The following is an 18200-nucleotide window of genomic DNA, read 5'->3' on the forward strand; positions in this document are numbered from 1 at the left end:
ATTTTCCGTCAACCTGATTAGACAGGCTTATCAATCATGCTCAAACACTGGCCTCCCCTAAACGCCCTGCGCGGCTTCGAAGCCGCTGCGCGCCTGGGCAGTTTCCACAAGGCCGCCGAGGAGCTGCACCTCACCCAGTCGGCGATCAGCCAGCAGATTCGCAGCCTGGAAAGCTTTCTCGAACAGCCGCTGTTTTTCCGCAATGGCCGTAGCGTGGCACTGACCGACGCCGGCTTCGACCTGCTCAGCACCACGCAATCGCTGCTGCAGCAACTGGCCGTGGGCATACGGCGCCTGGAGCAGTACCGCAAGCCCAACCAGTTGGTGGTCAACAGCACGCCGGCCTTTGCCAGGCACTGGTTGGTGCCGCGCCTGGGCGAGTTTCACCGCCTGCACCCGGAAGTGGATCTGTGGCTGTTCACCAGCGACGAAGTACCGGACATGACCACCCAAACCATCGACATCGCCGTGCGCGATGACCTCAGTGCCCAGGCCGAGTGCAGTTTTCGCGTCCTGCTGGAAGATCGCCTCTACCCCGCCTGCCACCCGCGACTACTGGCAGCACCTGCAAGCGAGCGCACCACCCTGCATGGCGAGCGAGAAATGGACTGGAGCCACTGGCAGGTACAGGGCGGCGAGGACATCGGCCAGCGCAATCAGGGACTGAATTTCTCCGACCCCGGGCTGTTGCTGGACGCCGCCAGCCAGGGATTGGGCATTGCCCTGGTCAGCGAACTGCTGGCCAGCGACTTGCGCAGCCAGGAGCAACTGGTGCCCTTGAGTTCACGCCAGGTACGTGGCCCGCGCTGGGCCTGGCTGGTCCACCGCGACAGCGAGCACGACCCGTTGGCGCAGAGCTTCTGCCACTGGCTGGAGCAGCGCCTGACATAACGGCGCAGAAACGAAAACGCCACCCGAAGGTGGCGTTTTCATCAGCGGGCTCGAATCACTTCTTGCCCAGCTTCTTCAGCTCTTCGTCGCGCAGTTCGCGGCGCAGGATCTTGCCGACGTTGGTGGTCGGCAGCACGTCGCGGAACTCGACGGCCTTGGGCACCTTGTAGCCGGTGAGGTTGGCGCGCATGTGCTCCATCACCTGCTCTTTGGTCACGCTCTCGCCCGGCTTGACCACCACGAACACCTTGATCGCTTCGCCGGATTTTTCGTCCGGAATACCGATGGCGGCGCACTGCAGCACACCGGGCAGGGTCGCCAGCACGTCTTCCAGTTCGTTCGGGTAGACGTTGAAGCCGGACACCAGAATCATGTCCTTCTTGCGGTCGACGATGCGCAGATAGCCATCTTCCTGGATCAGACCGATGTCGCCGGTCTTCAACCAGCCTTCGGCATCGAGGATTTCGTCGGTGGCGTCCTGGCGCAGCCAGTAGCCCTTCATCACCTGCGGGCCCTTCACGCACAGCTCGCCGATCTCGCCGATGGCCAGTTCCTGGCCATCGTCGTTGATGATCTTGCACAGGGTCGAGGGCACCGGAATACCAATGGTGCCGAGCTGGATGGCGCTGAACGGGTTGACCGTGGCCACCGGGCTGGTCTCGGTCATACCGAAGCCTTCGCAGATGGCGCAGCCGGTGACGTCCTTCCAACGCTCCGCGGTGGCCAGTTGCAGGGCCATGCCGCCGGAAACGGTGAGCTTCAGGCTGGAGAAGTCCAGCTTGCGGAAATCCTCGTTGTTGCACAGGGCCACGAACAGGGTGTTGAGGCCGACGAAACCGGTGAAGCGGTACTTGGCCAGGTCCTTGACCACCGCTGGCAGATCGCGCGGGTTGGTCAGCAGGATGTTGTGGCCACCGATCAGCATCATCGCCATGCAGTGAAAGGTGAACGCGTAGATGTGGTAAAGCGGCAGCGGCGCGATCAGCACCTCGCAGCCTTCATCGAGGTTGGCGCCCATCAGCGCCTTGACCTGCAGCATGTTGGCCACCAGGTTGCGATGGGTGAGCATCGCGCCCTTGGCCACGCCAGTGGTGCCGCCGGTGTACTGCAGCACGGCGACATCGCCATTGTTCGGATTGGCTTCGCTGAAGCTCTGGCCACGGCCCTTGGCCAGGGCATCGTTGAGTTTGATGGCCTTGGGCAGGTTGTAGGCCGGCACCATCTTCTTCACGTGCTTGATCACGGCATTGACCAGCAGACGCTTGAAGGTCGGCAACATGTCGCCGACTTCGGTGACGATCACCGTCTTCACGCCCGTCTTGGGCACGACCTGTTCGGCCAGGTGGGCCATGTTGGCCAGGCAGATCAGCGCCTTGGCGCCAGAGTCGTTGAACTGGTGTTCCAGCTCCCGCGCGGTGTACAGCGGGTTGGTGTTGACCACCACCAGGCCGGCGCGCATGGCACCGAATACCACGATGGGGTACTGCAGCACGTTGGGCAGTTGCACGGCGATACGGTCGCCGGGCTTGAGATCGGTGTGTTTCTGCAGGTAGGCCGCGAAGTCACCGGACAGCGTGTAGATCTCGCCGTAGGTGAGCGTCTTGCCCAGGTTGCTGAAAGCAGGCTTGTCGGCGAAGCGTTGGCAGGACTCTTTCAGTACCGCGAGGATGTTCGGGTACTGATCGGGATTGATTTCGGCAGCAACCCCAACGGGATACTTGTCCTTCCAGAAGTTTTCGGTCATGGAAGCCCACTCCTAAGCAACAGCTGATCTTCACCGCGCGAGGGCGGTTGTTTGTTGTGTGTATAGCTCGCTTTCCCGCTGACCCAGGGGCCCGGAAGCGCGCCGAGAGTAGCAGCTTTGCCAGAGGCCGACTAGCACCAAACATGGGCTCAAGAGTCGCAAAAGTGACCGAAAAATACCGCACAGTCACAGACGATCCTTATCTTCGTAAACCCGCGAAAAGCCTCTAGCTCGCATCTTGCAGCGCGTAGAGCCTAGCTCGTCTCTGCCGGTGATGCAGCACTGGGCGGCATGAAACACGCGAGGGTAGTTACTAAATCACAACAATTGCACTGCCCGACGGCAGTTGAGGCGGGAAAGCCCCTCCCCCAACAGTGGGGAGGGGCTTTGGGTCAGGCGATGTCGCGCAGCTCGCGACGCAGGATCTTGCCGACCGGGGTCATCGGCAGTGAGTCCTTGAACACGATGTGCTTGGGCACCTTGTAGCCGGTGAAATTTTCCTTGCAGTAGGCCTTGAGCTCCTCGACGGTAACGCCGCCGTCACGCGGCACCACGAACAGCTTGACCACCTCACCCGACTTGTCGTCCGGCACGCCGATGGCCGCGCAACTGGCGACTTTCGGGTGGGCCATGACCACGTCCTCGATCTCGTTGGGGTACACGTTGAAGCCGGAGACGATGATCATGTCCTTCTTGCGGTCGACGATACGCACGAAGCCGTCGGCGTCGATCACGGCAATGTCGCCGGTCTTGAACCAGCCTTCTGCGTCGAGCACTTCGGCGGTCGCTTCCTCACGCTGCCAGTAGCCCTTCATCACCTGCGGCCCCTTGATGCACAACTCGCCGCGCTCACCCAGCGGCATCTCGTTGCCGTCGTCGTCGATCACCTTGAACGCTGTGCCCGGCACCGGAATGCCGACAGTACCCAGACGCGCCTTGTCGCCATAGGGGTTGGTACTGGCCACCGGCGAGGTTTCGGTCAGGCCGTAACCTTCGACCACGGTGCAGCCGGTCATCTGCTGCCAGCGCTCGGCAGTCGCCTTGACCAGCGCGGTACCGCCGGAGTTGGTGACCTTGAGGTTGGAGAAGTCGAGGTTCTTGAACTCGGGGTGATCCATCAGCGCGACGAACAGGGTGTTGAGGCCCAGCAGCGCGGAGAACTTCCACTTGCCCAGCTCCTTGATGAAGCCGGGGATGTCGCGTGGATTGGTGATCAGCACGTTCTGGTTGCCGTTGACCATCATGCACATGCAATTCGCGGTGAAGGCATAGATATGGTACAGCGGCAGCGGCGCGATCATGATCTCCTGACCCTGCTTCATCAGCGGCGTGCCGTCTTCACCGAGCTGCGCCAGGCAGGCGTCCACCTGCAGCATGTTGGCCACCAGGTTGCCGTGGGTGAGCATGGCGCCCTTGGCCACGCCGGTGGTGCCGCCGGTGTATTGCAGCACGGCGATGTCGTCATGACCGACCTTGACCGGCGTCAGCGTCTGGCCGTGGCCCTGCTTGAGCACCTGCTTGAAGGCAATGGCCTGGGGCAGATGGTAGTCGGGCACCATCTTCTTGACCTTCTTCACCACGGTGTTGACCAGCCAGCCCTTGAGGCTCGGCAACATGTCGCCCATCCTGGCTTCGATCAGGTACTCGATCTCGGTATCGGGCAGCACTTCCTGCACCAGCTTGCCGAACATGTTCAGGTACACCAGTGCACGCACCCCGGCATCCTTGAACTGGTGGCGCATCTCACGCGCGGTGTACAGCGGGTTGGTGTTGACCACGATCAGCCCGGCGCGCATGGCGCCGAACACGGCAATCGGATACTGCAGCACATTGGGCATCTGCACCGCGATACGATCACCCGGCTTGAGGTCGGTGTGCTTTTGCAGGTAAGCGGCGAAGGTCGCGGAGAGACGATCCAGCTCGGCATAGGTCAGCGTGACGCCGAGATTGCTGAAGGCCGGACGGTCGGCGAAACGTTTGCATGAGCGCTCGAATACTTCGATCACCGACTTGTAGCTGGACAGGTCGATATCGTTGGGCACGCCGGGCGCGCGCTTGTCGTTCCAGAAATCAGGTTGCATTGTTCTTGTCCTCTTCCCCTGAAGTGATCTGGCCCGCGGTGCGGGACTGCCCGGAAAGTAGCAGTTCAGAGCGGCGCCGCAAATAGCTCGAAGGCGTCATTGATGGGCTGAATTTCGCAATAAATGCAGTGATTCGTAACCGATCTTTGCGGCTCGCCGGAAATTCGGCTGTGCTTTGCGTGAGGACGGCCAAGGTGCACAATGCCGCCAACTTCCGGCACAAGGATTCGCCATGCGCCACGACGCCTTCGTTATCAACGCCAGCGATGGCACGCCATTGCAGGTCAATCACTGGTACGGCGACCAGCCGCCACGCGCGGCGGTCATGCTCGCCCATGGCATGGCCGAGCACAGCCTGCGCTACGTACGCCTGGCCGAAGCCCTGGTAGCGGCGGGCTTCGCGCTCTACGCGCTGGACCAGCGCGGCCATGGTGCCACCGCAGAACGCGGCACCCTTGGCCACTACGCTGATGAAGACGGCTGGAGCAAGGTGGTCGGCGACCTGTCCACCCTCAACCACCACATTCGCCAGCAGCACCCGCATACGCCAATCTTCCTCTTCGGCCACAGCATGGGCAGCTACATCGGCATGGCCTATCTGCTGGGCCATAGCTGCAGCCTGCAGGGCGCCGTGCTGTCCGGCTCCAATTACCAGCCCGTGGCGCTGTACAAGACCGCCAGGCTGATCGCCGGCTTCGAGCGCTGGCGCCTGGGCCCCAAGGGGCGCAGCAAGGTCATCGATTTTCTCTCCTTCGGCTCGTTCAACAAGGCTTTCAAGCCCAACCGCACGGCCTTCGACTGGCTCAGCCGCGACCCGGCGGAAGTGGACAAATACGTGACCGACCCGCTGTGCGGCTTCGTCTGCACCACGCAGTTGTGGTGCGACCTGCTCGATGGCCTGCAGCGCATCACCCCGACCAGCAACCTGGCGCAGATCGATGCCGACCTGCCGCTGCTGGTCATTGGCGGCTCGCGCGACCCGGTCAGCGACGGCAAGCGCCTGGGTGATCTGGCTGGCGCCCTGCGCGAGGCCGGCGTGCGCGACGTGCAACTGAAGATTTATCCCGAGGCCCGTCACGAGCTGCTCAACGAGAGCAATCGCGACGAGGTCACCGCCCACCTGATCGACTGGCTGCAGCAGGCGCTGAGCCAGGGTCGAAGCCCAATCAAGGAGTGCCCATGACACAGGTCACCAATATCCCTTACGAAGCCCTCAGCGTCGGCCAGCAAGCGGCCTTCGAGAAAACCGTGGAAGAGCGCGATGTGCAGCTGTTCGCCGCCGTCTCCGGCGATAACAACCCGGTACACCTGGACGCCGCCTTCGCCGCCGAGACGATGTTCAAGGAGCGCATCGCCCATGGCATGTTCACCGGCGCACTGATCAGCGCCGCCATCGCCTGCCGCCTGCCCGGCCCGGGCACCATCTACCTCGGCCAGCAGCTCAAGTTCACCCGCCCGGTGAAGCTCGGCGACACCCTGACCGTGAAGCTGGAAGTGCTGGAAAAACTGCCGAAGAACCGCGTGCGCATCGCCACCCGCGTGTACAACCAGGACGGCAAGCAAGTGGTCGACGGCGAAGCCGAAGTGCTCGCCCCGGCCAGCGAGCAGACCGTGACCATGCCGCCGATGCCGCAGGTCACCGTCAACTGATGCGCTGCAAGCTGGTGCGCGACAGCAGCGTCGCGCACCACTTTTGTTCTACACTCACAAATCTTGAGCGATCCTTCGCTTTATTAGTGCGTTTCTTTGTGCATTTCGCACAAAATCCTTTGACCACCTTGCCAAGCGGCCTGCTGCGCTGATTTCTGGCACGTCCCCTGCTTTCACCAAGGCTTCACCATCCATACCGGAGCCAGGTCCATGAGCAACGTCACCCCCGATAGCGATTACCCCCTGAGCGAGGTGCCCAACGGCGCGCGCAAGGGGCTGTTCTCCACCGCCATCCTGTTGTTCGGTTTCACCTTCTTCACCGCCACCATGTTCGCCGGCGGCAAGATCGGCATGGCCTTCGACTTCACCACCCTGCTCTGGGCTGCGGTGATCGGTAACCTGCTGCTCGGCCTGTATGCCGCCGTGCTGGGCCTGATCGCCTGCCGCAGCGGGCTGAATTCGGTGCTGATGGGGCGCTTCTGCTTTGGCGAGGTGGGCAGCAAGCTGTCCGACATGCTTCTCGGCTTCACCCAGATCGGCTGGTACGCCTGGGGCACGGCGACCATCGCTATCGTCCTGGTGAAAATCCTTGGCCTGCCCGAAAGCCTGACCATCCCACTGATGGTGCTATTCGGCTTCGGTTTCTGTCTCACCGCCTTCGTCGGTTACAAGGGCCTGGATCTGCTCTCGCGCGTTGCCGTGCCGGCCATGCTGGTGCTGCTGGTGGCTTCGCTGTGGATCGCCACCCGTGATATCGGCGGCCTCGCCGGCCTGCTCGCGGTGGAACCGTCCGAGAGCATGAGCCTGAGCGTGGCCATCACCCTGGTGTTCGGCACCTTCGTCAGCGGCGCCACCCAGGCCACCAACTGGACACGTTTCGCCAAGAGCGGCCGCGTCGCGGTGCTGGCCAGCCTGTTCGGCTTCTTTATCGGTAACGGCCTGATGATCGTCGCCGGTGCCTATGGCGCCATCGTCTATCAACAACCGGACGTGGTCGAGGTGCTGGTGCTGCAGGGCCTGTCCATGGCTGCCGTGATCATGCTGTTCCTCAACCTGTGGACCACCCAGGACAACACCATCTACAACTTCGCCGCCGCCGGCTGTAACCTGCTGCGCACCGGCAAGCGCAAGACTGTCACCCTGGCCGGCGCGGCCATCGGTACGCTGCTGGCCATCGGCGGCATGTACGAGATGCTGATTCCCTTCCTGATCCTGCTCGGCTCGATCATCCCGCCGATTGGCGGCGTGATCATGGCCGACTTCTTCTACGGCCACCGCGCGCGCTACCCGAAACTGGCCGATGTGCGCCTGCCCGCATTCAACTGGGTCGGCCTGGGCGCCTATCTGATCGGTGCGCTGAGCGCCTACTTCTCGCCCTGGGTCGCGCCGCTGGTAGGCATCGCCGTGGCTGCCCTGGCCTATGTCGTGCTGTTCGAGGCGAACAAGGCACTGGTCGGCCGCCAGCAGGTCGCTGGCGCGTGAGCCTGACCGTCGCCGACGTGCTCGCCCTGCCCGGCTTGGGCAGCATGCATCTGCGTGCTGGCCAGGCCGGGCGCGACAATGCCGTGCGCTGGCCCTACGTGGCCGAGAACGAAGGCATCGCCGACTGGGTGATGGGCGGCGAGCTAATCTTCGTCACCGGCATCAACCACCCGCGCGACGAGGCCAACCTGCTGCGCCTGGTGCGTGAGGGTCATGAGCGTGTGGTCGCCGGGATGGTCATCCTCACCGGCGCCGAGTTCATCCAGGCCATTCCACCCAGCGTCATCGAAGAAGCCGAACGCCTGGGCCTGCCGCTGATCGAGCAACCCTACGCGCTGAAGATGGTGGTGGTCACCCAGGCCATCGGCACCGCGCTGGTACAGGCGCAGCAGCTCGGCCGCTCGCGCCAGCACGTGTTGGAACAGGTGCTCGACGGCGATTACCAATCGCTCGACGTATTGCTGCAACGCGGCGACAGCCTCGGCCTGGCGCTGCACGTACCGCGTCAGGTGGCGCTGCTGCGTCTCGACGGCAGCGAGCAACTGTTCGGCGACCTGCCCGACGAAGACGCCGAGCGCCAGCTGCAGAGCCGCCAGCAACTGCTGCAACGGCGCCTGGAACAGAGCCTCGGCGAACTCGGTGACGCGCTGCCACTGGTCAGCCAGGGCCGCCACTGGATCGCCCTGCTGCCCAGCCCCGATAGCCAAGCCGAAGCAAACAACCGCCAGGCCATGACCGCGCTGCTCGACGAACTGCGACCGCAACTCGGCCCGCTACGCCTGTTTCTCGGCCTGGGCAGCGCCGGTTGTGAGGCGCCGCGTTTCGCCCAGTGCCTGGGTGAGGCACGCCAGGCCCTGGCCGTGGCGCAGCGTTTCCCAGAGCGCCTGGGCCTGTGCAGTTTCAATGAGCTGGGCGTACTGGAGCTGCTCGGCGCGATTCGCGACCGCAGCCTGCTCGATCGCTTCGTCGAGCGCGTGGTCGGCCCGCTGGTCGGCGACGATTCACGCCACCAACCCGTGCTGATGCCGACGCTGGAAGCCTGGTTCGCCGAGAACGGCAACCTGGCCCTGGCCGCACAGCGCCTGAACGTTCACCGCAATACCCTGAGCTACCGTCTACAGCGCATTGAAGCGCTGACCGGCTGCTCGTTCGAAGACCCGCACGACCGCCTGAACATCAGCGTTGCGCTGTTGATCCGGCGCCTGTCGTCGCCTGCCTGAGAGGAAACCTGATGATCATCCACAATGCCCGCCTGCGCGGCCGCGACGGCCTGCACCGCATCACTCTGGACGGCGAGCGCATCGCCGCTATCGACGTCCAACATACGCTGCACTCCATCGCCGAAGGCGATCTGGACGCTGCCGGCAATCTCGTCGTGCCGCCCTTCGTCGAACCGCACATTCACCTCGACGCCACCCTCACCGCTGGCGAGCCGGCCTGGAACATGAGCGGTACGCTGTTCGAGGGCATCGAGCGCTGGGCCGAGCGCAAGGCGCTGGTCACCCACGAGGACACCAAGACCCGCGCGCGCAAGACCATCGACATGCTGGTCGACCACGGCATCCAGCACGTGCGTACCCATGTAGACGTCACCGACCCGACCCTGGCCGCGCTCAAGGCCATGCTCGAAGTGCGCGAGGAAACCCACCACCTGATCGACCTGCAGATCGTCGCCTTCCCGCAGGAGGGCATCGAGTCCTACGCTGGTGGCCGTGCGCTGATGGAGCAGGCCATCGAGCTGGGCGCCGACGTGGTCGGCGGCATCCCGCACTTCGAGAACACCCGCGACCAGGGCGTATCGTCGATCAAGTTTCTGATGGATCTGGCCGAACGCACCGGCTGCCTGGTGGACGTGCACTGCGACGAAACCGACGACCCGCAGTCGCGCTTTCTCGAGGTACTGGCCGAGGAAGCCCGCGTGCGTGGCATGGGCGCGCGCGTCACCGCCAGCCACACCACGGCCATGGGTTCCTATGACAACGCTTACTGCTCCAAGCTGTTCCGCCTGCTGAAGATGAGCGGCATCAGCTTCATCTCCTGCCCCACCGAGAGCATTCACCTGCAGGGCCGCTTCGACACCTACCCGAAACGCCGTGGTCTGACGCGCGTGGCGGAGATCGACCGCGCCGGGATGAACGTCTGCTTCGGCCAGGACTCCATCGTCGACCCCTGGTATCCGCTGGGCAACGGCAACATCCTGCGCATCCTCGAAGCCGGCCTGCACATCTGCCATATGCTCGGCTACGAAGACCTCAAGCGCAGCCTGGACCTGATCACCGACAACTCGGCGCGGGCGCTGGCACTCGGCGAGCGTTATGGATTGGAAGTGGGTCGACCGGCCAACCTGCTGATCCTCTCGGCGCCTGATGATTACGAGATGGTGCGCAGCCAGGGCCATGCGCTGGTATCGGTGCGCCACGGCAAGGTGCTGATGCGCCGCACGCCAGCACAGATCGAGCGCGCCTGATCACGCTCATTTAATCGTAGGGTGGATGACGCTGTTTTCATCCACCATTGCGTCAGTCCAAGCGGTGGACAAGCTTCGCGTTGTCCACCCTACGAACTGAAACGTGGGAGGGGCCGGGCGGCGATCCGCTTCAGCCGCGATTGCGCTTGATGAGTTCGCGGCTGAAGCCGCTCCTACAACTGCGAAAGCGCGCTACTCCACCCGCACGCTGGCGGTCATGCCGGCGCTCAGCAGCGTGTCCTCGGGCACCTGATCCAGCTTGATGCGCACCGGAATACGCTGCGCCAGGCGCACCCAGTTGAAGGTCGGCTCGACATCGGCCAGCAACTGCCCGTCCGGGCTGGCGTTGCGGTCGGTGATACCGCGACTGATGCTGTCCACCTCGCCACGAAGCTGCTGATCACCGCCCATCAGCCAGACCTCCACCGGCGCACCGACCTGTATGCGTGGCAGCTTGGTTTCCTCGAAATACGCCTGCACGTAGAACGATTGGGTGTCCACCAGCGCCATCACCGCCTGCCCGGCATTGACGTAGTTGCCCTGCGCCAACACCAGGTTGGTGATCTGCCCATCGCGCGGGGCATGCACTTCGCTGCGTGCCAGATTCAGCTCGGCCACGCGCAGGTCGGCCTGCGCTTCGCGGTATTCGCTGCGCGCCATCTCGGCATTGATCTGCGCGTTCTCCAGCAGCTCGGCGCTGATCGCCTGGGCGCCCAGGCGGGAGCGGCGCGAAGCCTCGTGTTCACGCAGACTCAATTGCTGGCGGCGAATGTCCACCACCGCCCTGGCTTTCTCCACCGCTGCCTGATAGCGGTCGCGATCTATGGTCATCAGCAGGTCGCCCGCCTTGACCTGCTGGTTGTCGCGCACCTTGAGCTCGACCACCCAGCCGGACACGTCCGGGGCGATGGTCACCACGTCGGCGCGCACCCGGGCGTCGCGCGTCCAGGGCGAGTACATATAGTGCTGCCAGATCCACGAGCCGGCGAAGATCGCCGCCGCCACCATGGTCAGGGTGATGCCGACTCGGATGGTCGAACGCATACTTTAATCTCCTCAATGCGCCAGAACGACCATCACAGCCGCCAGAACGCAGACATACAAGGCACAATCGAACAGGGCTTCGTGCCATATCCAGCGCGACAGCCCGATGCGCTGCAACCCCAGGCGCAACACGCCGGTCAGCAGCAGCGCCAATACCGCGTAGGCCGCCATCGGGCTCAGCAATACGCCGCCCAGCGACCATTCATGTAAGCCCATGGGCCTCCCCTTTCACGTGACACCATTGACGCCAGCCGTTTTTCAGCTGCAACAGCGCCGCCTCGGCCAGGCGCTTGTCGATGCTTGGCGTGCAGGCGCGCAGGGCCTCCTGCAGCTCGGTCACCGCTGCGTTGAGGTCGTCTTCACGGCCGGGCGCGGGGCCACGCTCCAGCGCGTCATCGAGACGTTCCAGGAAGCGCCGCTGCGACCGTGCCAGGCCGGCATCGGCATGGGTCAGGCACTTGCGCAGATGCAGCAGCTCGTCGCCCAGATCGAGGCCGGCCACGCCATCGTCCCAGCGACTGCGCGCCTGATCCGGCCGCGCCGGATAATGCCGCGCCAGCTGCAGCAGACGGTCGGCCATACGCCCGCCAAACCAGTTTTCGGCGCGGCCCAGGTCGCGCCGGGTCAGACGCCCGAGGTCCGTCAGGATCGCCTGCATCAGGCGACGGCCATGCCACACGGGATTGCGCAGCACTACCAGTTTGAAGGCCATCACCGCACAGCCCACGCCCATCAGCATGCCGGGCGCTTCGTTGAGGAAGAACTCGACGTTGTAGCCGACACCCGGCGCCGGCAGGCAGAGCACGATGAAGTGCAGGCAGAACGAGGTAGAGGTGGCCGCCGTCGCCGGCTTGGCCATGCCCAGCACACCGAAGAACAGCGGCACGCCCAGTACCATACAGAGCATCACGAAGCCGTCGATCTGCGGCATCAGAATCTGTCCGACGAAGAACGCCACTGGCAGTGCGTAGAAGATGCCGCGCAGAAACATCATGCCGATCTGCGGCGCGGCTTCAAGGCGGGCGAACAGGCTGCACACCACGCAGGCCAGCAGCAGCGCGCCGGTGGCGTGGGTCCAGCCAGTGGCCAGCCAGAACGCCGCCAGGGTCAGGAAGGTCAACGCACTGCGCGAGCCGTAGACCAGCGCGGCCTGCCAGTCGTAATGCCAGGACAAGGCGCGCGGCGCATCGGCCGGTGCCCTGCCCTCCTCGACCGCGCGCAAGGCACGGCTGGCATCCTCGACACGCAACAGCAGCACCATCAAGCGCTCCAGGCACAGCTGCTGGCCACTGCTCAATTCTTCGTCTTGCGCCGCCTGGCGCAGTTGCTCGACCAACTCCAGCAAGCCTTCTGGCTGCTCCTGCTGCAGGCGCTCATCCACCACTTGCAGCCAGGGCGCAACGGCCTGCGCTTCGGCGTTGCTCAGTTGCCGCCACTGCCGCGCCACGCCGCGGGCCAGACGCAACATACCGAGCAAATCACGACTCAGCACCCGCAGCGCCACGGCACGCTGGCGACCGCGTGCACCCTCGAACCAGGCGTGCTCGCGCTGGGCATCCACGGCGACGATGCGCGCCAGCACTTCCAGCAAGCCTTGCCGCGAGTCGGCCTCACCAGCCAGCGCCTGGCGCGACGCCGCAACGCCGGCCTGCCAGGCGTTGCGCGCCTGCTGCGCCAGTTGCCGTTCGACGCGCTGCGGCCAGAGCAAGGCGCTGCTCAAGGTGGCGCAGATGATACCTAGGCAGATTTCCGTGCAGCGGGCGATGGCCTCATCGAACACCACATGCGGCTTGCCAATGGCCGGCAAGGCGATGATCGCCACGGTGTAGCCGGCCAGCACGAAAGCGTACGACCAGGCGCTACGCAGCATGGTCGAGGACGCCGTGCACAGCGCCAGCCACAGGGCGAATGCCAGCACGAACAACAACGGCGCCTGGGCGAACAGCCCCATCATCACCACCGCCATGAAGGTACCAACCAGCGTGCCGAGCAGCCGCGCCAGGCCCTTCTGCACCACCATGCCGGATAGCGGCTGGGCGACGATGAATGCGGTCATCAGCGCCCACTGTGGTTGCTCCAGACCGAAACGCAGCGCGCACCACAACGCCAGACCACCGCCGAGCAGGGTCTTGATGGCGAATTGAACGGCTTGTGAGCTTGGCGCGAGAAACGCCAGCAAGGAATCACGCACGGTGGCTACCTGAAGAAATCTCAGCTCTGAACATAGCTGTAGCGATTGAGTTGCGCTTCCGTGCGAAATTCAATTATTAGCTAGCTAAGCATTTATGTCCAGAAGGTGCCTCGATCTCAGGTGACCGGCGCGCAAATAAAAAAAGGGCGACCGAAGTCGCCCGAATTGCCTTGCGTGCCCATTGAACTGGAAGGATCAGCTCTGCTTGCGCTTGTGCGCATCCTTCCAGATGAAGTAACCAACACCCCCGAAGAAAGCGACCATCAGAAGTACGGTGCCGATGCCGGCGAGAACCACTGTATCGACGAACATGGCTGCCTCCTGTTGTGCCTGTCTGTCTGGGATGGCTTCACGTTATCAGCGCTGGCGGCAGGAAAATTGACCTGGATCAATGGCTGACGAGCAGGCGCGCCCGGGCCTGGGGGAATACTGACCCAGGTCAAGAAATCGAGGAGGTACGAGGCGCGAAGCACGGCCTGGCAGCCGTGCACAACGATTTAAAGGAGGGGATCAGCGTTTCTTGGGTTTGCTCTTGGACTTCTTTTTCGCCTTGCCAATCGGCAATACCTGCTCGAAGACCTGGCGCATTTCGTTGAGGCGCTTGTCGTTGAGGTCGTGGATACGCTTGTCGCGCTCGGCGGCGAAATCGATCAGCTTGTCGTCATGGCTCATAGCGGAAACCGAATCAGGCGAAAGGTCAGGTTCAGGCGTGGCGCGCAGGCTTGGCGCGTCTTCGCCACTTGATGTTGCCAATGATGCTGGGTCGGCCCGCGCATGACCAGTAGCGAAGCGTGTTCCAGCGTCAGTGAGTGTTCGATGCGCGTGCTGCCGACGCGGCGCAAGTCGAAGCGCCGGCTGCCGCCCAGGTTGAGTGAGGCAATCAGCGGATCACGCCCCAGCTCCGGCTCGGCATCGCTGTGCCAGCCCATGGAGTCCTGGCCGTCTCGGTAATGATTGAGCAGCACGGCATTGAGCGACTGCCCGACTTCTTTCTCGACCCGTTGGCGAATCTCGTTCAGCAGCGGCGTCCAGGGCAAGGGCTCGTGGATCTTCCCTGAATAGCGATAACGCGCCTCGGGGTCGCCGTACCAGGCCGTCAGCCGTGGCGTGCGGTGATAGCGACCGTGGATGAACAACTCGGGCTGCTGCCAAGGCGTTCGCTCGACCAGCGCGTGCAGCCAGCTGTCGGCGAGATCGGCGTCGACCCAGCCGGGCAGATAGTCCAGCTCGGCATCGGCAAGTGCGGGCAAGGGGTCGGCGAACAGCATGGTGATCTACGTGCCAGAGAATTGAAGAAGTGTCTCAGACTTCCACATCTACCCACAGCCCCTGTCTGGGCAAATCGCCTAGCGCCTGCTCCACCTCTTCCGGCTCGGCCTCGGCCAACTGTTCGGGGGTGTAGCCACGCCGCTGGCGGCGGCGCTGTTCTTCGCGCAGCAGCTCCTCGGTTTCCTGCGGGTGCCGCTTGTCGAGGCTCAGCGCACTTTCCTTGGCGCTCGCCTCGACCGGGGTCACCGGAGGAATCTCGGGCTTGGGCTTGATCACGTCCTGCGAGGCAGTGACCGGCACCAGGCTATGGGGGATAGGCGGTAGCACGTTGCAGCACCTCCTTTGGTCAGGCTGTCGGCCCCGTGAGCCGCGACTTTAGCCGGCGCTCGCTACACTTTTGACTAAGCCGCACGGCAATAGTGCCACGACCGCTTTGGCCATGGCGCCGCATCCGTTAACATAGCCGGCTTTTTCACGCGGGAGACAGACAGGCATGGCGCAATATCAACCGGGGCAACGCTGGATCAGTGACAGCGAAGCGGAATTGGGTCTGGGAACCATCCTCGCCGAGGACGGCCGCCTGCTCACCGTGCTCTACCCGGCCACCGGCGAAACCCGCCAGTACGCTACGCGCAATGCCCCGTTGACCCGTGTGCGCTTCGCCCCGGGTGACGAGATCACCCATTTCGAGGGCTGGAAGCTCACCGTGCAGGAAGTCGAAGACGTCGACGGCCTGCTGGTCTACCACGGCCTCAACGCCCAGCATCAGCCGGTGACCATGCCGGAAACCCAGCTGTCGAATTTCATCCAGTTCCGCCTGGCCAGCGACCGCCTGTTCGCCGGTCAGATCGACCCGCTGGCCTGGTTCGCGCTGCGCTACCACAGCCTCGAACACAACAGCCGCCTGCTGCAGTCGTCCCTCTGGGGCCTCGGCGGTGCACGCGCGCAACCGATCGCCCACCAGTTGCATATCGCCCGTGAAGTGGCTGACCGCATCGCCCCGCGCGTACTGCTGGCTGACGAAGTGGGCCTGGGCAAGACCATCGAAGCCGGCCTGGTGATTCATCGCCAGCTGCTCTCCGGTCGCGCCAGCCGCGTGCTGATCCTGGTGCCGGAAAACCTGCAACACCAGTGGCTGGTGGAAATGCGCCGTCGTTTCAACCTCGATGTCGCCCTGTTCGACGCCGAGCGCTTCATGGAAAGCGACGCCAGCAACCCCTTCGAGGATTGCCAACTGGCGCTGGTCGCCCTGGAATGGCTGAAGGACGACGAGAAGGCCCAGGACGCGTTGTTCGCCGCCGGCTGGGACCTGTTGGTGGTCGACGAAGCCCACCACCTGGTCTGGCACCCGGAACAGGCCAGCGCCGAGTACGCGCTGGTCGAGCAACTGGCCGAGGTCATCCCAGGCGTGCTGCTGCTCACCGCCACGCCGGAACAGCTCGGCCAGGACAGCCACTTCGCCCGCCTGCGCCTGCTCGACCCCAACCGCTTCCATGATCTGCAAGCCTTCCGCGCCGAAAGCAGCCAGTACCGCCCGGTCGCCGAAGCAGTGCAGGAACTGCTCGATCAGGGCAAGCTCAGCGCCCAGGCCCGCGATGCCATCGGCGGCTTCCTCGGCGATGAAGGCCGCGCGCTGCTCGACGCCATCGATACCGGCGACAACGAAGCACGCGCGCGCCTGGTACGCGAGTTGCTGGATCGCCACGGCACCGGCCGCCTGCTGTTTCGCAACACCCGCGCCGCCGTACAGGGCTTTCCCGAGCGCGAACTGCACCCCTACCCTCTGCCGTGCCCCGACGAATACCTTGAGCTGCCGCTGGGCGAGCACGCCGAGCTGTACCCGGAAGTCAGCTTCCAGGCGCAGGACAATGTCGACGAAGAACAGCGCTGGTGGCGCATCGACCCGCGCGTCGAGTGGCTGATCGACACCCTGAAGATGCTCAAAAAATTCAAGGTACTGGTGATCTGCGCCCACGCCGAGACCGCGCTGGACCTGGAAGATGCCTTGCGCGTGCGTTCCGGCATCCCGGCCACGGTGTTCCATGAAGGCATGAGCATCCTCGAGCGCGACCGCGCCGCCGCCTACTTCGCCGACGAAGAATTCGGCGCACAGGTGCTGATCTGCTCGGAGATCGGTTCTGAAGGCCGCAACTTCCAGTTCGCCCATCACCTGGTGCTGTTCGACCTGCCGGCCCACCCGGACCTGCTCGAGCAGCGCATCGGCCGTCTCGACCGCATCGGCCAGAAGCACCGCATCCAGTTGCATGTGCCTTACCTGGAGAACAGCCCGCAGGAACGCCTGTTCCAGTGGTACCACCAGGCGCTGAACGCCTTCCTCGCCACCTGCCCCACCGGCAACGCCCTGCAGCACCAGTTCGGCCCGCGCCTGCTGCCGCTGCTGGAAAACGGCGATGACGGCGAGTGGCAGCAACTGGTGGACGAAGCCACCGCCGAGCGCATCCGTCTGGAGGGCGAGCTGCACAGCGGCCGTGACCGTCTGCTGGAACTGAACTCCGGTGGTGCCGGTGAAGGCGAAGCGCTGGTAGAAGCCATCCTCGAGCAGGACGATCAGTTCACCCTGCCGATCTACATGGAAGAGCTGTTCAACGCCTTCGGCATCGACAGCGAAGACCACTCCGACAACGCCCTGATCCTGCGCCCCAGCGAGAAGATGCTGGACGCCAGCTTCCCCCTCGGCGACGACGAGGCGGTGACCGTCACCTACGACCGCGAGCAGGCCCTGGCCCGCGAAGACATGCAATTCCTCACCTGGGAACACCCCATGGTGCAGGGCGGCATGGATCTGGTGCTGTCCGGCTCGATGGGCAACACCGCCGTCGCGCTGATCAAGAACAAGGCGCTCAAGCCTGGCACCGTGCTGCTGGAGCTGCTCTACGTCAGCGAAGTCGTTGGCCCGCGCAAGCTGCAACTGGGGCGTTTCCTGCCACCGGCGGCGCTGCGCTGCCTGTTCGACGCCAACGGCAACGACCTGGCCGTCAAGGTCGGCTTCGAAACCCTCAACGACCAGTTGGAGAGCGTGCCGCGCGCCAGCGCCAACAAGTTCGTCCAGGCCCAGCGCGACGTTCTGGCCAAGCAGATCAACGACGCCGAAGCCAAGGTTACGCCGCGTCACGTCGAGCGTGTAGCCGAAGCCAAGCGTCGCCTGATCGCCGAACTGGACGAGGAACTGGCGCGCCTGGTCGCCCTGCGTGCGGTCAACCCGAGCGTGCGTGACAGCGAGATCGACGCCCTGCGCGAGCAGCGCGAACAGAGCCTGGCGATGTTCGACAAGGCCGCCCTGCGCCTGGAAGCGATTCGCGTACTGGTGGCCGGTTAAGTGCTGCTAGCCCCTCTCCCCCTGGGAGAGGGGTTGGGGTGAGG

General features: G+C 64.1%; 16 protein-coding genes. 7 read left to right on the forward strand and 9 right to left on the reverse strand.

Annotation, left to right across the window (positions count from 1 at the left end; genetic code table 11):
• Positions 1-36: 36 nt before the first annotated feature.
• Complete coding sequence (locus GV002_RS22340; RefSeq protein ID WP_160020466.1) at positions 37-891, forward strand: LysR substrate-binding domain-containing protein; 855 nt, start codon at positions 37-39, stop codon at positions 889-891.
• Between the two features lie 55 nt (positions 892-946).
• Here GV002_RS22340 and fadD1 read toward each other — a convergent pair whose 3' ends face one another.
• Together fadD1 and fadD2 are read right to left on the reverse strand one after the other, a co-directional pair.
• Positions 947-2635: a long-chain-fatty-acid--CoA ligase FadD1 gene (fadD1, locus tag GV002_RS22345; protein WP_160020467.1), complete on the reverse strand. Its 1689-nt coding sequence runs from the start codon at positions 2633-2635 to the stop codon at positions 947-949.
• Between the two features lie 392 nt (positions 2636-3027).
• Positions 3028-4716 carry a long-chain-fatty-acid--CoA ligase FadD2 gene (fadD2, locus tag GV002_RS22350; RefSeq protein WP_160020468.1) on the reverse strand — a complete coding sequence of 563 codons (1689 nt, stop codon included), beginning with the start codon at positions 4714-4716 and terminating at the stop codon, positions 3028-3030.
• Between the two features lie 232 nt (positions 4717-4948).
• Here fadD2 and GV002_RS22355 point away from each other — a divergent pair, with 232 nt between their 5' ends.
• From GV002_RS22355 to codA, 5 genes are all read left to right on the forward strand, one after another.
• Positions 4949-5899 (forward strand): alpha/beta hydrolase, encoded by a 951-nt coding sequence (locus GV002_RS22355; protein WP_160020469.1) that lies wholly within the window; start codon positions 4949-4951, stop codon positions 5897-5899.
• Positions 5896-6366: a MaoC family dehydratase gene (locus GV002_RS22360; protein ID WP_021488478.1), complete on the forward strand. Its 471-nt coding sequence runs from the start codon at positions 5896-5898 to the stop codon at positions 6364-6366. Before GV002_RS22355 ends, GV002_RS22360 begins: the two co-directional genes overlap by 4 nt.
• 210 nt (positions 6367-6576) lie before the next feature.
• A complete protein-coding gene (codB, locus tag GV002_RS22365; protein ID WP_160020470.1) occupies positions 6577-7848 on the forward strand; it encodes a cytosine permease in 1272 nt (423 codons plus the stop codon).
• Positions 7845-9068, forward strand: a complete 1224-nt coding sequence (locus GV002_RS22370) for a PucR family transcriptional regulator (protein ID WP_160020471.1) — start codon at positions 7845-7847, stop codon at positions 9066-9068. The genes codB and GV002_RS22370 overlap by 4 nt, the downstream gene beginning before the upstream one ends.
• Positions 9069-9079: 11 nt before the next feature.
• Positions 9080-10315 carry a cytosine deaminase gene (gene codA, locus GV002_RS22375; protein WP_160020472.1) on the forward strand — a complete coding sequence of 412 codons (1236 nt, stop codon included), beginning with the start codon at positions 9080-9082 and terminating at the stop codon, positions 10313-10315.
• 192 nt (positions 10316-10507) lie between these two features.
• Here the strand turns inward: codA and GV002_RS22380 are convergent, their stop codons facing one another.
• From GV002_RS22380 to GV002_RS22400, 7 genes are all read right to left on the reverse strand, one after another.
• Positions 10508-11359, reverse strand: a complete 852-nt coding sequence (locus GV002_RS22380) for an HlyD family secretion protein (RefSeq protein ID WP_160020473.1) — start codon at positions 11357-11359, stop codon at positions 10508-10510.
• 12 nt (positions 11360-11371) lie between these two features.
• Complete coding sequence (locus GV002_RS22385; protein WP_160020474.1) at positions 11372-11575, reverse strand: DUF1656 domain-containing protein; 204 nt, start codon at positions 11573-11575, stop codon at positions 11372-11374.
• Positions 11562-13550, reverse strand: coding sequence for an FUSC family protein (locus tag GV002_RS22390; protein WP_160020475.1), 1989 nt, complete (start codon positions 13548-13550; stop codon positions 11562-11564). Before GV002_RS22390 ends, GV002_RS22385 begins: the two co-directional genes overlap by 14 nt.
• A 195-nt stretch (positions 13551-13745) precedes the next feature.
• The gene (gene ccoM / locus GV002_RS24480; protein WP_280522799.1) at positions 13746-13862 is read right to left on the reverse strand and encodes a cytochrome c oxidase subunit CcoM; all 117 of its coding nucleotides are present in this window, start codon (positions 13860-13862) and stop codon (positions 13746-13748) included.
• A 198-nt stretch (positions 13863-14060) separates the two neighbouring features.
• Positions 14061-14222, reverse strand: a complete 162-nt coding sequence (locus GV002_RS24185; protein WP_093049229.1) for a hypothetical protein — start codon at positions 14220-14222, stop codon at positions 14061-14063.
• Positions 14219-14818 carry an alpha-ketoglutarate-dependent dioxygenase AlkB family protein gene (locus GV002_RS22395; protein ID WP_160020476.1) on the reverse strand — a complete coding sequence of 200 codons (600 nt, stop codon included), beginning with the start codon at positions 14816-14818 and terminating at the stop codon, positions 14219-14221. The genes GV002_RS24185 and GV002_RS22395 overlap by 4 nt, the downstream gene beginning before the upstream one ends.
• Before the next feature lie 34 nt (positions 14819-14852).
• Entirely contained in the window at positions 14853-15146 is a 294-nt protein-coding gene (locus tag GV002_RS22400) for an aspartate-semialdehyde dehydrogenase (RefSeq protein WP_160020477.1), read from the reverse strand.
• Between the two features lie 166 nt (positions 15147-15312).
• On the opposite strand from GV002_RS22400, the gene rapA reads away from it, so the two are divergent.
• Positions 15313-18156, forward strand: coding sequence for an RNA polymerase-associated protein RapA (gene rapA / locus GV002_RS22405; protein WP_160020478.1), 2844 nt, complete (start codon positions 15313-15315; stop codon positions 18154-18156).
• Positions 18157-18200: the final 44 nt, after the last annotated feature.

Origin of the sequence: Pseudomonas sp. 8O (assembly GCF_902506495.1) — a bacterium.
GTDB classification, from domain to species: Bacteria; Pseudomonadota; Gammaproteobacteria; order Pseudomonadales; family Pseudomonadaceae; genus Aquipseudomonas; species Aquipseudomonas chaetocerotis.

Coding starts and splice junctions, on each gene's coding strand:
- GV002_RS22340 (WP_160020466.1), top strand. CDS start 37: ATGCTCAAACACTGGCCTCCCCTAAACGCCCTGCGCGGCTTCGAAGCC.
- fadD1 (WP_160020467.1), bottom strand. CDS start 2,635: ATGACCGAAAACTTCTGGAAGGACAAGTATCCCGTTGGGGTTGCTGCC.
- fadD2 (WP_160020468.1), bottom strand. CDS start 4,716: ATGCAACCTGATTTCTGGAACGACAAGCGCGCGCCCGGCGTGCCCAAC.
- GV002_RS22355 (WP_160020469.1), top strand. CDS start 4,949: ATGCGCCACGACGCCTTCGTTATCAACGCCAGCGATGGCACGCCATTG.
- GV002_RS22360 (WP_021488478.1), top strand. CDS start 5,896: ATGACACAGGTCACCAATATCCCTTACGAAGCCCTCAGCGTCGGCCAG.
- codB (WP_160020470.1), top strand. CDS start 6,577: ATGAGCAACGTCACCCCCGATAGCGATTACCCCCTGAGCGAGGTGCCC.
- codA (WP_160020472.1), top strand. CDS start 9,080: ATGATCATCCACAATGCCCGCCTGCGCGGCCGCGACGGCCTGCACCGC.
- GV002_RS22380 (WP_160020473.1), bottom strand. CDS start 11,359: ATGCGTTCGACCATCCGAGTCGGCATCACCCTGACCATGGTGGCGGCG.
- GV002_RS22385 (WP_160020474.1), bottom strand. CDS start 11,575: ATGGGCTTACATGAATGGTCGCTGGGCGGCGTATTGCTGAGCCCGATG.
- ccoM (WP_280522799.1), bottom strand. CDS start 13,862: ATGTTCGTCGATACAGTGGTTCTCGCCGGCATCGGCACCGTACTTCTG.
- GV002_RS24185 (WP_093049229.1), bottom strand. CDS start 14,222: ATGAGCCATGACGACAAGCTGATCGATTTCGCCGCCGAGCGCGACAAG.
- GV002_RS22395 (WP_160020476.1), bottom strand. CDS start 14,818: ATGCTGTTCGCCGACCCCTTGCCCGCACTTGCCGATGCCGAGCTGGAC.
- rapA (WP_160020478.1), top strand. CDS start 15,313: ATGGCGCAATATCAACCGGGGCAACGCTGGATCAGTGACAGCGAAGCG.